This is a genomic window from Pseudomonas sp. 10S5, from assembly GCF_035019745.1.
Taxonomy (GTDB): domain Bacteria; phylum Pseudomonadota; class Gammaproteobacteria; order Pseudomonadales; family Pseudomonadaceae; genus Aquipseudomonas.
Map to the genome: position 1 here is coordinate 1 of NZ_JASJVL010000002.1, position 14,610 is coordinate 14,610.

The following is a 14,610-nucleotide window of genomic DNA, read 5'->3' on the forward strand; positions in this document are numbered from 1 at the left end:
AGCGGCTATGTGACGAAAACCTTGACCGCGCTCAAGGAAAGCATTGATGGCGGACCGCTTGAACTGCGTTGAATATTTACCCATGAAAAACACCCCGGTAGTTGGATGGGTGTCCAACATTTGGGGCGCAGTTCAGTATCTTGTGAAAATCACCTACTGCTCCAAATACCGTTTTGCCCCGTCTTCAACCGCCTCCCTCGACCCCGCAATCAAATGCGGCGCCACCAGCATCATGATCTGATAAACCACCACCCGAACTTGCCCTTCCTTACCCAAGATCCGCTGGTAATCCAGCGAGAACAGCAGGGTCATGCTGATTTGTTCGAGCAGTTGCCCCAGTGCTTGGGTGTCGCTGACCATTTGCCCTTGAGCTTTTAGCTGGGCGAGCAACGACGCCAATGTGCGCTTGAGGGCGTTGAGCAAGTTGCGGATGCCGCGTGCCAGTTTTGGCAGGCGACCGGCGAGGTTGGACAGGTCTTGGAACAAGAAGCGGTAGTGCGACAAATGTTCGACGATCAAGTGCAGGAATAGCCAATAATCTTCCGGCGCCAACTGTGCGTTGGCCGGAGGATAGAGCAGGGGGGTGAGTTCGGCTTGAAAGCGCTCGAACAGGTCCAGCACTAACGGTTCCTTACCGTGAAAGTGGTAGTAGAGATTTCCAGGGCTGATGCCCATTTCGTTGGCAATCCCCAAGGTCGAAACGTTGGGTTCACCCTGTTGATTGAACAGGTGCAGGGCACAATCAAGGATACGGTCGCGGGTTTTCATCCAGTCTTCTTGTTTAAAGGGATCTTGGTTTGAAATGCTTCTCTGGAGCCAACTTGTTGGCGAGGCTTGATGTGGTGAATTTGGTTAATCGCATCGCCAACAAGTTGAGCCTACAGTTCATGTGGATTGCCTCATGATTTAACGCACGCGAACGTAAGTCCCCGGCGCTGCCTCCATCGGTGGATAGTTTTGGTTACCCAGCACCATCAGTGTTTCCCGTTGTTCGCCGGAGCGTTGTTGAATCCATTCCAGCCAGCTCGGCCACCAACTGCCTTCGACGGTTTTGCCGTCATAAAACCAGGCACGTGGGTCGCTGCTGAGCTTGGGGTTCTCAATGAAGTTGGATTTAGGGTTGCCAGGCGGATTCAGAATGCTCTGCACGTGACCGCTGTCGGATAGAACGAAGCGTCGATCTCCCCCCAGTAGCAGGGTCGAGCGATATACCGCGTCCCACGGCGTGATGTGGTCGTTGATGCCGGCCACGCTAAAGCTGTCCACCGTGACTTTTTGCAAGTCAATGGGTGTCCCGCACACTTCCAGTCCGCCGACATGACTCAGCGGGTTGTGTTTGAAGAAGTCTAATAAGTCCCCGTGCAGTGCGGCGGGCAAGCGTGTGCTGTCGTTGTTCCAGTAAAGAATGTCGAACGGCGGCGGGCTTTTCCCCAGCAGGTAGTTGTTGACCCAATAGCTCCAGATCAAATCGTTGGGGCGCATCCAGGCGAAGATTTTTGCCATGTCCCGGCCATCGAGAACACCTTGCTGGTACGAGCGTCGCTTGGCTGCTTCCAGCGTCTGCTCATCAATGAAAAGCGTGGCCGGGCTTTCGATCTGGCTGTCTAAAAGGCTCACCATATAGGTTGCGCTAGAGATCCGACGTAATTGCCGTTTGGCCTGCAAATGCCCTTGCAGCGCCGCCATGGTCAAGCCACCTGCACAAGCGCCGACCAGATTCACTTCTCGGCTGACGGTGATGGCGCGGACTACATTCAGTGCTTCTTCAAGGGCTTCGACGTAACTGGACAGTCCCCATTCTCTATGGCGCACGTCTGGATTACGCCAGCTGATCATGAACACTTGCAGGTTATTTTTTAGCGCGTATTGGACAAAGCTGTTGGCCGGGCTGAGGTCAAAAATATAGTACTTATTGATTTGCGGCGGCACGATCAGCAGCGGCTTGGCGTACTGCTTTTCACTCATCGATTTGTACTGCATCACCTCTAGCAGTTCGTTGCGAAACACCACAGCGCCGACCGTAGTCGCAACGGTTTTGCCAACTTCGAATGCATCCTTGGTTATCTGGCTGGGCAGTCCGTTGTTATGTAACAGATCATCAACCATGTGGCTGAGGCCCTTGATCGCGCTGCTGCCGCCGGAGTTGAACAGTTCCTTTAGCGCCAAAGGATTGAGCAAGGTGTTCGACGGTGAGAATGCATCGTTGATCAAGGAGAAAATGAAGTGCGCGCGGGCACGATCATCCTCGGACATGCTGCTGTCGTCGATCCAGCTTTTGAGCTGATGCTGCCAGCTCAAGTACGCCTGCAAACTGCGTCGGTAGAAAGGATTTTGCTGCCACGCTGGATCCGCAAAGCGTGCGTCACGTGGATTGTGCGGGTAAGGGACATCGCCGATCAGCACACGGCCCAGTTGTCCGCCGAGGGCCAGTGCATGTCGGGCGCTGTGGATAGGGTGACGCATGCTCTGTGCTGCCACGCTGCGCAAGGTGGAAAACAGATCTTTGCCGCGCAATCCCGTAATGGCGCTTTGCGCGTTAATAAATGTGGCCGGGGTCGGCGCCGGGCTCAATGTGGATTTGTTTCGCATCGCGACAACACTCCTTCGTCAGGCCATCAACACATAAACGCGCACATATCAGCCGCTGCACAAGCGCACTGGGTTGCGAGATTCTGCGCCGCAGAGCACTCCGGCCTGGGCGCGGTGGGTGAGCAATTTCTCCTGTAGAGCTACTTCAAGGGCAGTTGAGCCAAGGTGGTTCGGTTATCGCACCAGTGGTGCAGGCTGCGGATGCATTACCGCGCGCTGTCGTTCTTCTTGGAGGAACTTCATGATGATCGGCGCCACAGCTTCGGCCCGAGTGATCAAAAATAAATGACCATCGTCGATTATGTGTAGCTGGGCATTGGGTATCCGCCAAGCTAGCAGGCGCATATTTACCAACGGAATGAGGGGATCGTCATCGCCCGCCAGCACCAAGGTTGGCTGATGAATTTTGTGCAGCCAATGAATACTGGTCCAACCCATCCCAGCGAACAGTTGCCAGTAATAGCCGAGCTTTCCGGACGAGCGGACTTTGGCCGCGTGGCTAGCCGCTAGACTAGGATTGCGCCGAAACGATCCGCCGTAGATTTCCGGTGCAATTCGAATCACGTGGGAAGGTTGGATATAGCGCCGTGGGCTGGCCATCAGCCACAAGACACGCGGTTTACCCGGCACCATTACCATTCCTGCCGCCGTCGCCGCCAGTACCAGTTTTTTGCAGCGCTCTGGGTAGTCGTAAGCAAACTGCTGAGCCAACGCACCGCCCCAGGAAACGCCGATTACATTAACTTGGCCGTAGTTAAGGTAATCGAGCATACGAGCCGTCAGCTTGGCCAAGCCTGCAAAACGAAATGGCCTGTTGGGCGTTGAAGACCCGCCGACCCCAGGCACATCGAACGCGATCACTTCAAGGTCGGGATCAAGTGCGTCCACGAACGGAAATACCAGCTCCAGGTTGGCGCCAATACCGTTGAAGATCAGCAGCGGCGTCATATGTTTCTTGCCCGCGCGCACGGCGGTGCGGAGGGTATGGCCATCCAGGTCGACGGTACGAAAAACAAACGGTTGTGGCATGCGCGAAAGCCCTATGGGTTATACCGCTGACAAAGCTGTCCATCGCTTTGACAGATCAGGTCGGAGTTGTCCTCATGCTACTTGGTCACGTAATCGCGCATCGGAAGCCGAGCATCCGGCCCCCCTTATTGTTGTCTAGCGTTCGTGTACGTATGTGCCCGGTGACGCTTCGCCGGCCGCGTAAATCTTAGTACCCAGGCTCGTCGGCGACTTTTTCAATTTGCCTGAGCGGTCGGCCAGCCAAACCTGCCAGTGCAGCCACCATGAGTCCGTATGTTTGGTCCCGTTCTCTTGCCATTCTTTGGCATCGAGCGGCAGTTCTGAATTGGTCATGTAGCGTGACTTTGGATTGCCCGGCGGGTTAAGAATGCTTTGGATGTGACCGCTGCTGGACAGTACGAATTCGGTTTTTCCACCGAATAGACGTGCCGATTTGTAGCAAGACCCCCACGGTGTGATGTGGTCGTTGGTACCCGCGAGGCAGAATACGTCGCTGGTGATTTTCTTCAAATCGATGGGCGTCCCGCTGACTTCCAATGCATTTGGGCGAGTCAGCGGGTTGTTCTTGAACATCTCGATCAGATCGCCGTGGAAGGCGGCCGGCAGCCGGGTAGTGTCGTTATTCCAGAACAAAATATCGAATACCGGTGGCTCATTACCCAGTAGGTAGTTATTAACCCAGTAGTTCCAGATCAAGTCGTTAGGGCGCATCCAGGCAAAAATTTTCGCCAGATCACGACCTTCCAATACGCCAGCCTGATAGGAGTGACGCTTGGCTGATTCAAGGGTCTTTTCGTCAACGAATAGTGCGACTTCGGTCTCCATAGTGGTGTCGAGCACGCTGACCAACAATGTCAACGCGTGGACCTTCTGCTCGCCCAACGCGGCGTAATGGCCTAACAACGCGGTGCAAGTGATACCTCCCGAGCAGGCGCCGAGCATATTGATGTCTTTGCAACCGGTGACGGCGATAACCACGTCAACCGCCTCCTTGAGGGCATCAATATAGGTCGATAGCCCCCATTCGCGCTGTGCCTTGGTCGGGTTGCGCCAACTGATGATGAACGTCTGGACGCCGCCACGCAGGCAAAACCGTGCGAGGCTTTTTTCGGGGCTAAGGTCGAACACGTAAAATTTGTTGATTTGCGGTGGGACCACCAGCAGGGGACGTTCAAGCACTTGTTCGGTGATGGGCTTGTACTGGATCAACTCAAGTACGTCGTTGCGAAATATAACCGAGCCTTCAGTGGTGCCCAGGCTCTTGCCGACTTCGAACGCATCCATGTTGACCTGGCTCGGCATCCCGCCGTTGTGTACCAAGTCCTTAGCCAAATGCGATAGGCCGTCCAGAACGCTTTTGCCACCGGTTTCGAAGAAGCGTTTAAGCGCCGCTGGGTTAGCCACTGTGTTGGTCGGTGACATGGCTTCGGTCATTAGGTTGATGACGAAGTGACCGCGGCTAATATCTTGCGGCGAAAGGTCACTGTCGCCGATCCAGTCGTGCAGTTCTTTGCGCCAAGCAAGATAGGTCTGTAAATAACGGCGGTACAGCGGGTTCTGGCTCCACGCAGGGTCGGCGAAGCGGCGGTCGTCGGAGGCAGGTTGTAGAGTGGACTTACCGAGTAAAACGTTCTTCAACTCTATGCCGAAATGGGCCACATGCTTGACGCTATGGATAGGTTGTCTGAGGGCCTGGCTTAGCACCATGCGGGCAGTCGTCAGCAAATCTTTACGTCGCAGTCCCACAACAGGATTCAAATTCAACGTGCTTTCAGAGGCTTGACGCTGCAGGTCATCGTTGTTGTTGCTACTCATCTATGACTCTCCATTGTCCTGAGACGAGTACTGAGCATCCCCGTGAAAGGCAGCAACACAGGTCAATTCCAGTACTACTGCTCGGGTAATCGATGATGGCTAAACCAGACGTTCCCAGCTGGCATTTACAATAACGAACAGCCCTAAACGAACACGGCAGCGGGACTTCATTCGTTACGTATATGCACGCATTGGTGCTGCATGAAGTAAATGCAGGGAACTTGCCAGATCTATTGGTTACCCGAGATTTCACAAAATCGCAAGCAGGGCCAGTCATTGGCCTCTGCAAGGGACATTAGAACAAACAGAATTAGAATGGTCGCCCTAAAAGGCTAGACGGTTGAGCTAGAGCATCAGCTTGACGATTTGCTCGGAAGGGTCGCGGGATTTTCCAGCCGCTTTTAGCTCAGCAAGATAATCGTCCCATAACTGCTCTTGGCGTTGCGCCAATTGGTACAGATATTCCCAAGTGAACAGTCCGCTGTCATGGCCATCGTCGAAGGTCAATTTTAGTGCGTACTGCCCGGCCGGTTCGATTTTACTAAGGCCAACACCCAGCTTGCCAAATTGCAGTATAGGATGACCATGGCCCTGAACCTCCGCCGACGGCGAATGCACGCGCAAAAATTCTGCGGGCAGTTGGTACTCTTCATCAGGCGCATATTTCAGCGTCAAGATTTTCGAGGCTTTGTGGAGATTGATAGCAGAGGGAAGTTTGAGCATAGGGGAGAGCTTAAAGGGGCAAGCTTCAAGCTACAAGAAGAACGCAATCCAATTGCAGCTTGCAGCTTGCAGCTTGCAGCTTGCAGCTGACTCAGAGAATGTAACGCGATAGATCTTCGTCTTTGGCCAGTTCGCCCAAGTGAATGTTGACGTACTCGGCGTCTATTCGGATGGTCTCTGCGCCTTGAGCAGCAGCGAGGTCACCGGCGCTAAATGAAACTTCTTCAAGCAAACGTTCGAGCAGCGTGTGCAAACGACGCGCCCCGATATTCTCGGTCTTCTCGTTGACCTGCCAAGCAATCTCGGCGATGCGCTTGATGCCCTCGGGCAAGAACTCGATGTTCAGGCCCTCTGTCTTAAGCAGCTCACGGTACTGTTCGGTCAGCGACGCGTGAGGCTCGCTGAGGATGCGTTCAAAGTCTTGCGGCGTTAGGGCTTTGAGCTCGACGCGTATTGGCAAACGACCTTGCAGTTCGGGCACCAGATCGCTCGGCTTGCTCAAGTGGAACGCGCCAGACGCGATGAACAGGATGTGATCAGTCTTGACCATGCCCAGTTTGGTGTTCACCGTGCAGCCTTCGATCAGCGGTAACAGGTCACGTTGCACGCCTTCACGGGAAACGTCGACGCCACCCGTATTGCCGCGCTTGGCGACTTTGTCGATCTCATCGATGAATACAATGCCATGTTGCTCTACGGCTTCCAGCGCTTTGGCCTTGAGTTCTTCTTCGTTGACCAATCGCCCCGCTTCTTCGTCACGCACCAGCTTCAACGCATCTTTGACTTTGAGTTTGCGGCTTTTCTTTTTGCCTTTTCCCATGTTCGCGAACAGGTTTTGTAACTGATTAGTCATCTCTTCCATGCCAGGCGGCGCGGAAATATCGACACCCACCGTGTCGGCAACTTCAATATCTATTTCTTTGTCATCCAACTGCCCCTCTCGCAGTCGTTTACGAAACAGCTGACGAGTATTGGAGTCGGAGGCTGGCGCGGCATCTTCGTTGAAGCCCACTCGTGCAGGCGGCAGCAAGGCATCGAGGATGCGGTCTTCAGCAGCTTCTTCGGCGCGATGTTGAACCTTGGTCATTTCCTGTTCGCGCAGCAGTTTTATTGCGGCATCAGCCAAGTCACGGATGATTGATTCGACGTCGCGGCCAACATAGCCCACTTCTGTGAATTTGGTGGCTTCGACCTTGATGAACGGCGCGTTGGCCAGCTTCGCCAAGCGACGGGCAATTTCAGTTTTACCAACCCCGGTCGGGCCGATCATAAGGATATTTTTCGGCGTCACTTCAACGCGCAGCTCCTCAGGCAGTTGCATCCGGCGCCAGCGGTTACGCAATGCAATGGCGACGGCGCGCTTGGCATCGTCCTGGCCAATGATGTGCCGATTGAGTTCGTGGACGATTTCGCGGGGAGTCATAGACATGATAGTGGCGGACCTCTAGCTGAAAAAAACGCTCGTGCCGCACACTTGAGGCGGCTTGGGAATCGGCTTAGACGGCGAGGTCCTGCTCCTCAATGGTGATGTTGTGGTTGGTAAACACGCAGATATCGGCAGCTATGCCCAGTGCGGTTTCGGCTATCTCACGCGCTGAGAGTTCGGTTTTCATCAGCAGAGCGCGGGCAGCGGCTTGAGCGAAAGCACCGCCGGAGCCCATAGCAATCAAGCCATCTTCGGGTTCAACGACGTCACCGTTGCCGGTGATTATCAGTGACGCGTCCTTGTTAGCAACCGCGAGCATCGCCTCAAGGCGGCTCAAGGACCGGTCGGTACGCCATTCTTTGGCTAATTCAACAGCGGCGCGTACCAAGTGGCCCTGATGTTTTTCAAGCTGACCTTCGAAACGCTCGAACAGCGTGAAAGCGTCAGCGGTGGCCCCGGCGAATCCGGCGATCACTTCGCCGTGATACAAGCGCCGCACTTTTTTTGCGTTGCCTTTCATGACGGTATTGCCGAGGGAAACCTGGCCGTCGCCGGCCATGACGACTTTGCCGTTACGGCGCACTGAAACGATGGTGGTCAAGGGAGAGTCTCCACGCAGCGGGGCGAAAATGCCCTAGTGAAAACTCATATGGGGGTGGGGACTGGCATTTCAACCGTGGGGGATGAATGGTGACTCAATGATGGGCGTCAGACTGGATACCGAGCTTAAGTCAAACCGAAGCTCGGCGGGAGCAAGCTTCGGAATCTGACGCCATATTCCCCAGTCGTTATTTACCTTGGCGTTGCTGTAACAACAAGTTATTAAACCCACTGCCAGCCAATTGCTTTTGCGCAATGGTCAGCTGTTCGCGGTTGCTGAAGGGGCCGACCAGTACCCGGAACCAGGTTTCGTCTTTGACCGTGCCGGACTCAACTTGCACCGCTTGCCCGAGCAAAATTATCTGCGCGCGGACCTTATCTGCGTCGGTTTCCTTGCGAAACGAGCCTGCCTGTAAGAAGAACTTGGTCACGGCTGCCGGGCCGGGTTTGAGCACCGGTGGCGCAGGCGGTGGGACTACTCCACTGAGGGCCGCTTGAGCGCGGGCCGTGTCGATTTTCGCTGCCTGCTCCGGGGTGACCGGCGCGACAATTGGCGCAACAATCGGTGGGGTTTTTTCCGGCACCGCTTCGTTGGGCACTATGACTTCAGACTCAGGCAGCAAGGTATAGAAATCGTATTTTGGCTTCGCTGGCGCCTGAGGGCTAGGCGGTACTTTATTAGCTTCGGCGATTTTTGCGGCTTTTGTCTCTTCTTTGACGCGCTTGACCTCAGCGCCACTGGGTCCGATTTTCATTAGTACGACCACGAAGGCCCCTACCGCAAGGCCAATTGCAAGCCACAACCATCCTGGGATCGGCTTCTTTGCAGGTGCCTGATAACGGCTGGCGCCGCGCTTGGGAGCAGGTTTTTTCTTCACAGCCAACTTACATGCGCTCCAGAGTGTCCAGACCCAAGAGTTCCAGGCCTTGCTTGAGGGTGCGGCCGGTCAGCGCGGCAAGGCGCAGGCGGCTTTGCTGTTGTTCCGGGTTTTGCGCACTGAGGATCGGGCAGTTTTCGTAAAAACTGGAGAACAAGCCTGCCAGGTCGTAGACATAAGCGCACAACACATGCGGCGTGCCTTTTTCAGCGACGTTGTTCAAGGTTTCGCCAAATTGTGCCAACCGTGCTGCCAGCTCTGTTTCTTGCGGCGCTTGAAGGACGATTTGCCCCAGCGTGACGTCGAACGGCTTACCCAGTTTGCGAAAGATACCGGCCACACGGGTGTAGGCATATAGCAGGTAGGGGGCAGTATTGCCTTCGAAGCTGAGCATCTGGTCGAAGTTGAAGCTGTAGTCGCTGGTGCGGTGTTTGGATAAATCCGCGTACTTTACTGCGCTGATGCCGACGGCCTTGGCGATGCTGCGCAACTCGTCTTCAGCGACTTCCGGGTTCTTTTCTTTAACCAGCGTGTAGGCGCGTTCTTGCGCTTCATCCAGAAGATCGACCAGCTTCACGGTGCCGCCGTCACGAGTTTTAAACGGACGGCCATCGGCGCCATTCATGGTGCCGAAGCCCATGTGTTCCATCTGCATGCCATTGGTCACAAAACCGGCGCGGCGTGCGACTTCGAACACCTGCTGAAAGTGCAACGCTTGGCGTTGGTCGACGAAGTACAGTGCGCGGTCCGCTTTTAATAAGTTGCTGCGATAGCGGATCGCCGCCAGATCGGTGGTGGCATACAGATAGCCGCCCCCATTCTTCTGCACGATTACTGGCAGCGGGGTACCTTCGGCAGTTTTAAACTCTTCAAGGAATACGCACTGCGCGCCGTTGCTTTCAACCAGCAGGCCGGCAGTTTTGAGATCTCGGACAACCTTCGGCAAGTCATCGTTGTAGGCACTTTCGCCCATTACGTCAGCCAGAGTCAGTTTGACGTTGAGGCGTTCGTAGGTTTGCTGGCAGTGCAGTAACGAGATGTCTCTGAAGTGCGCCCACAACGCGAGGCAATCAGGGTCACCCGCTTGTAGTTTGACCACCAGTCCCCGAGCGCGATCGGCAAACTCCTCGGATTCGTCGAAGCGGCATTTGGCGGCGCGGTAGAAGTTTTCCAGATCTGATAATTCGTCGCTGGCCGCCGGTTTTTCCTGCAAATAAGCCAGCAGCATACCGAACTGCGTACCCCAGTCACCGACATGGTTCTGCCGAATAACGGTGTCGCCGAGAAACTCCAGCACATTAGCCACCCCGTCGCCAATAATGGTCGAGCGTAAATGTCCGACGTGCATCTCTTTGGCCAGGTTGGGTGCGGAAATGTCGACCACTACCCGTTGTGCAGCGCCGACCTTGCGCACCGATAGATGCGAATCGGCCAGCGCGCCATCGAGGCGTGCTGCCAGTGCTTTAGTGTTCTGAAAGAAGTTGAGGAAGCCGGGGCCAGCAATATCCACTTTGGTGACCTGCGGATCGGCAGGTATCGCGGCGACCAGTTTTTCTGCCAAGTCACGCGGCTTCATACCGGCAGGTTTGGCCAGCATCATCGCGATATTGCTCGCGAAATCACCGTGGGTTTTATCCCGCACGTTTTCCACTTGAATCGCCGGGGTCAGCCCTTCAGGCAGCACGCCTTCGTTGACGAGTTGTATCAGGGCTTGCTGGATCAACTGGCGAATAGTGTCTTTCATGATGCTCTCTTTCGACCGCAAGCGCGGCGGCGCTTGGATGCGCGGGTGGAAAAACTGGGCATTATCCGTTGCGACGGCGGGCTTGCCAACCATGATGGATATGCGGTCTCACAGATGACCCCGTTTGTTAGGGTTTAGCGAGACAATACCCGCACTGGCACACAGACCCTCACTAACCCGCTGACTATTAAAAAAAGATGTAGGGAGTCGCTCAATACAAATCCACCGGGTCCACATCCAGAGACCAGCGCACTTGTCGGCCACTGGGCATTTGTTCAAGCACCAATAACCACGCACTGAGTAGCCGGTGCAGCGGCGCACGGGCGCTGGCTTGCAACAGCAACTGCGCGCGGTAGCGTCCGGCGCGGCGCTCCATGGGAGCAGGAACCGGGCCTAGTAGTTCAATGGCGCCCAGGTTCATTTCCGCGAGCAAGCGCTCGGCTTCGGCGCAAGCGTTGTCGAGAAAGCTTTCGGCTTGGCCTGGTTTGTGCGCTTCAGCTCGCAGCAATGCCAGGTGGGAAAACGGTGGCAAACTAGCTGCACGGCGTTCGCTAAGCGCTTGTTCGGCGAAGGCAAAATAGCCTTGTTCCGTCAGTTGAATTAGCAGTGGGTGGTCGGCCAAATGGGTCTGGATGATGACTCTTCCAGGCTCTTCAGCGCGCCCGGCTCTACCGGCGACCTGGACGATTAACTGCGCCATGCGTTCGCTGGCGCGGAAGTCGCCAGAAAACAGCCCACCATCGGCATCTAAAATTGACACCAAGGTCACCCGTGGGAAGTGATGCCCTTTAGCAAGCATTTGCGTGCCGACTAAAATACACGGATGACCGCGCTGAATGGTGGCAAACAACTGATTCATTGCGTCTTTGCGCGAAGTGCTGTCGCGATCCACCCGCAACACCGGGAAGTCTGGAAACAAAATCCCCAGGCGCTCTTCAGCGCGCTCGGTACCCGCGCCGACCGGACGTAAATCGACCTTGCCGCACGATGGGCAGCGACGCGGCGTGCGCTCGACATGGCCGCAATGATGACAACGCAGTTCGCCGGAGCGTTGATGCACGGTCATTCGCGCATCACAGCGCGGACACTCAGACAGCCAACCGCAGTCGTGACACAGTAGCGTCGGCGCAAACCCACGACGGTTGAGGAACACCAACACTTGCTGGCCTGCCGCGAGGGTTTGGCCAATCGCCTGCTGCATTGGCCCAGAGATGCCGCTGTCCAGCGGCCTGCTTTTTACGTCCAAACGCAAAAACTTCGGTTGCTGCGCCCCGCCTGCTCGTTGGCTCAGACGCAAAAGCCCGTAGCGGCCGGTGTAAGCGTTATGCAGGCTTTCCAGTGAAGGCGTGGCAGAGCCGAGCACAATCGGAATGTTTTCCTGCCGCGCGCGGACCAACGCCAGATCACGGGCGTGATAACGCAGGCCCTCCTGCTGTTTATAAGAACCGTCGTGCTCTTCGTCAACAATGATCAGACCTGGATTCTTCATCGGTGTGAACAGCGCGGAACGGGTGCCAATAATAATGTCAGCTTCTCCGTCCCGAGCTGCCAACCAGGCGTCGAGGCGATCTCGATCATTGACCGCTGAATGTACCAACGCGATGCGCGCGTTAAAACGCTGCTCGAAACGCGCCAAGGTTTGCGGGCCAAGGTTGATCTCGGGGATCAAGACCAGCGCTTGCTTGCCGGCTTCAAGGGTTTCGCGGATCAACTGTAAATAGACTTCGGTCTTGCCGCTGCCGGTGACGCCCGCCAGTAGAAACGCATGAAAGCTGTCGAAGCCGGCACGGATGGCTTCATACGCGGCGCGTTGTTCCGGGTTCAGCGGCAACTCTGGCTGCGCCAGCCAGCGTTCGTGGCGTTCGCTGGGCGCATGGCGACGCACCTCGACCTTGACCAATTCTTTAGCTAGCAGCAGATTGAGGCTCTCGCGGTTCAGCATTAATTTGCTGAGCAACTGATGCGCGACGCCGTGGGGGTGCTGCGCCAGCGTGGTCAGTGCTTCCCGTTGTTTGGGCGCGCGGGCGATTCTCGGGTCGTCCAGTCGAGCGCCGGGGGTCACTTGCCAGAACCGCTCTTGACGAGATTCGGCGGGTTCGCCTTGGCGCAGCAACACCGGCAGCGCCCAGCTCAAGGTGTCGCCAAGGCTGTGTTGATAATATTGCGCGGTCCACAGGCACAACTTGAACAATGACGGTGGCAGCGGCGCTTGTTGGTCCAATATCGCCACGGCGGCCTTAAGCTTCTCGGCCGCTATCTCGCTATGGTCAACCACTTCGATCAAAATACCGATCATCTCCCGACGACCGAACGGCACCCGCACCCGCATGCCGGGTTGCAGCGTGCTACGCAACACTCCAGAAGGAGCGCGGTAGTCGAATAAACGTCTGAGCGGCGAGGGCAGAGCGAGGCGCAAGATGGCGTCGGGCACGCGGAGGGTTCTCTGTAACGGTCTGTGACGAAGCAGCGATCTTAGCAGACGGCCGGTTTAAACGTTCGCTTGCGTCTTAGCAATTGTCTGGTAGTATCCGCAGCCTTATTACGTGCGGTATTCAACAATAGTGTTGAGTGGCGGCACGCTAGCCGAGGAAATACCATGAAAGCTGATATTCATCCAGTATACGAAGCCATTGTCGCCACTTGCAGCTGCGGCAATGTGATCCACACTCGCTCTAACCTCGCCAAGCCAATGAGCCTTGACGTGTGCAACGAGTGCCACCCGTTCTACACCGGCAAGCAGAAGACTCTTGATATCGGCGGCCGTGTCGACAAGTTCAAGTCGCGTTTCGGTGCATTCGGCGCTACAAAAGCTCCTGCCGCAGAAACTGCTGCAGAGTAAATGGTGGGTCTGGGAGGTCCGATGGGCTTCTCCAGACTGCTTAAAAAGGCGTCCCTCGCGGGCGCTTTTTTTATGCCTGCGATTTGGTTGTCTACGGCTCAGGCGCTATGTCCTGCACCTAATACCCTTCCGGTATTCGCCGTTCAGCGGGTGGTAGATGGCGACACCGTGCGCCTTAGTGACGGACGCAGCGTGCGGATGATTGGCTTGAATGCGCCCGAGACCGGTAAGAAAGGCCGTGCTGCCGAGCCATTCGCCGATGCTGCCAAGCGTCGGTTGCAAGCGCTGATCGACGCCAATGACGGTCAAGTCAGTGTGCGGGTCGGGCAGGATCCGAAAGACCATTACGGCCGTACACTGGCCAATATTTTTGGTCGTGAGGGTGAGAACCTTGAGGCGCAGTTGCTGGTCGAGGGGTTGGGCTATCAAGTGGCAATTACGCCGAACGTCGCTTTGTTGGCGTGTCAGCAGGCGGCGGAGCGGGTTGCCCGTCAGGCAGGATTGGGCGTGTGGCGAGTATCCCCGGTGCAGCGTGTCGGGCAAATCAACGCTGGTGGATTTACCCTGGTTACTGGCCGGGTCGCCGATGTTCAGCGTAATGGCGGCGGGCTGTGGATCGAGTTGGAGGGATCGCTGGTTCTGCGCATCGCGCCCAAGCTCCTGAGTCAATTCGATGTTGCGCGGCTGCTGCGTTCTAAAGGCCGAACCGTCGAAGCGCGTGGCTGGGTCATTGACCGTTCCCGCCGTGGTGGTCAGTTCGCAGGTCAGGCGCGATGGATGCTGCCCATCACTCATCCTTCAATGCTCTATCTCCCCGATAGATAAAATTGTAGACAGTCTTGATAGCGGATTGTGAACACTGCAGGCCTTGTGTTCCGTGGCCCTAGGCGTAAAGTCGTAAGCGCTGGGGCTTGACACAAGTGACTGACCAGTCTTGTTAGGACTTTCCATCTTGCGTATCCTCGGC

Annotated in this window: 12 protein-coding genes; 2 read left to right on the forward strand and 10 right to left on the reverse strand. The window is 55.9% G+C overall.

Features of this window, described 5'->3' with window-relative positions; genetic code table 11:
* Positions 1-153 precede the first annotated feature (153 nt).
* The 10 genes from QN378_RS01635 to QN378_RS01680 form a co-directional block, all read right to left on the reverse strand.
* On the reverse strand, positions 154-768 hold the full coding sequence (locus tag QN378_RS01635) for a TetR/AcrR family transcriptional regulator (protein ID WP_323546734.1): 615 nt from the start codon (positions 766-768) through the stop codon (positions 154-156).
* Between the two features lie 138 nt (positions 769-906).
* Positions 907-2,589 (reverse strand): class II poly(R)-hydroxyalkanoic acid synthase, encoded by a 1,683-nt coding sequence (gene phaC / locus QN378_RS01640; protein WP_322206395.1) that lies wholly within the window; start codon positions 2,587-2,589, stop codon positions 907-909.
* A 174-nt stretch (positions 2,590-2,763) separates the two neighbouring features.
* Positions 2,764-3,618 (reverse strand): poly(3-hydroxyalkanoate) depolymerase, encoded by an 855-nt coding sequence (gene phaZ / locus QN378_RS01645; RefSeq protein ID WP_322206396.1) that lies wholly within the window; start codon positions 3,616-3,618, stop codon positions 2,764-2,766.
* 135 nt (positions 3,619-3,753) lie between these two features.
* Entirely contained in the window at positions 3,754-5,433 is a 1,680-nt protein-coding gene (phaC, locus tag QN378_RS01650; protein WP_322206397.1) for a class II poly(R)-hydroxyalkanoic acid synthase, read from the reverse strand.
* 345 nt (positions 5,434-5,778) lie between these two features.
* Entirely contained in the window at positions 5,779-6,156 is a 378-nt protein-coding gene (locus QN378_RS01655) for a DUF971 domain-containing protein (protein ID WP_322206398.1), read from the reverse strand.
* A gap of 91 nt (positions 6,157-6,247) precedes the next feature.
* Positions 6,248-7,585, reverse strand: a complete 1,338-nt coding sequence (gene hslU, locus QN378_RS01660; protein ID WP_322206399.1) for an ATP-dependent protease ATPase subunit HslU — start codon at positions 7,583-7,585, stop codon at positions 6,248-6,250.
* A 67-nt stretch (positions 7,586-7,652) separates the two neighbouring features.
* On the reverse strand, positions 7,653-8,183 hold the full coding sequence (gene hslV, locus QN378_RS01665) for an ATP-dependent protease subunit HslV (protein WP_322206400.1): 531 nt from the start codon (positions 8,181-8,183) through the stop codon (positions 7,653-7,655).
* Positions 8,184-8,370: 187 nt separating this feature from the next.
* The gene (locus tag QN378_RS01670) at positions 8,371-9,066 is read right to left on the reverse strand and encodes an SPOR domain-containing protein (RefSeq protein ID WP_322206401.1); all 696 of its coding nucleotides are present in this window, start codon (positions 9,064-9,066) and stop codon (positions 8,371-8,373) included.
* A 1-nt stretch (position 9,067) separates the two neighbouring features.
* The gene (gene argS / locus QN378_RS01675; RefSeq protein ID WP_322206402.1) at positions 9,068-10,804 is read right to left on the reverse strand and encodes an arginine--tRNA ligase; all 1,737 of its coding nucleotides are present in this window, start codon (positions 10,802-10,804) and stop codon (positions 9,068-9,070) included.
* A gap of 211 nt (positions 10,805-11,015) precedes the next feature.
* Entirely contained in the window at positions 11,016-13,235 is a 2,220-nt protein-coding gene (locus QN378_RS01680; protein WP_323546739.1) for a primosomal protein N', read from the reverse strand.
* Positions 13,236-13,400: 165 nt separating this feature from the next.
* Here QN378_RS01680 and rpmE point away from each other — a divergent pair, with 165 nt between their 5' ends.
* Positions 13,401-13,643, forward strand: coding sequence for a 50S ribosomal protein L31 (gene rpmE / locus QN378_RS01685; RefSeq protein WP_322167238.1), 243 nt, complete (start codon positions 13,401-13,403; stop codon positions 13,641-13,643).
* 21 nt (positions 13,644-13,664) lie between these two features.
* Entirely contained in the window at positions 13,665-14,468 is an 804-nt protein-coding gene (locus QN378_RS01690; RefSeq protein ID WP_323546743.1) for a thermonuclease family protein, read from the forward strand.
* The last annotated feature ends 142 nt before the right edge of the window (positions 14,469-14,610 follow it).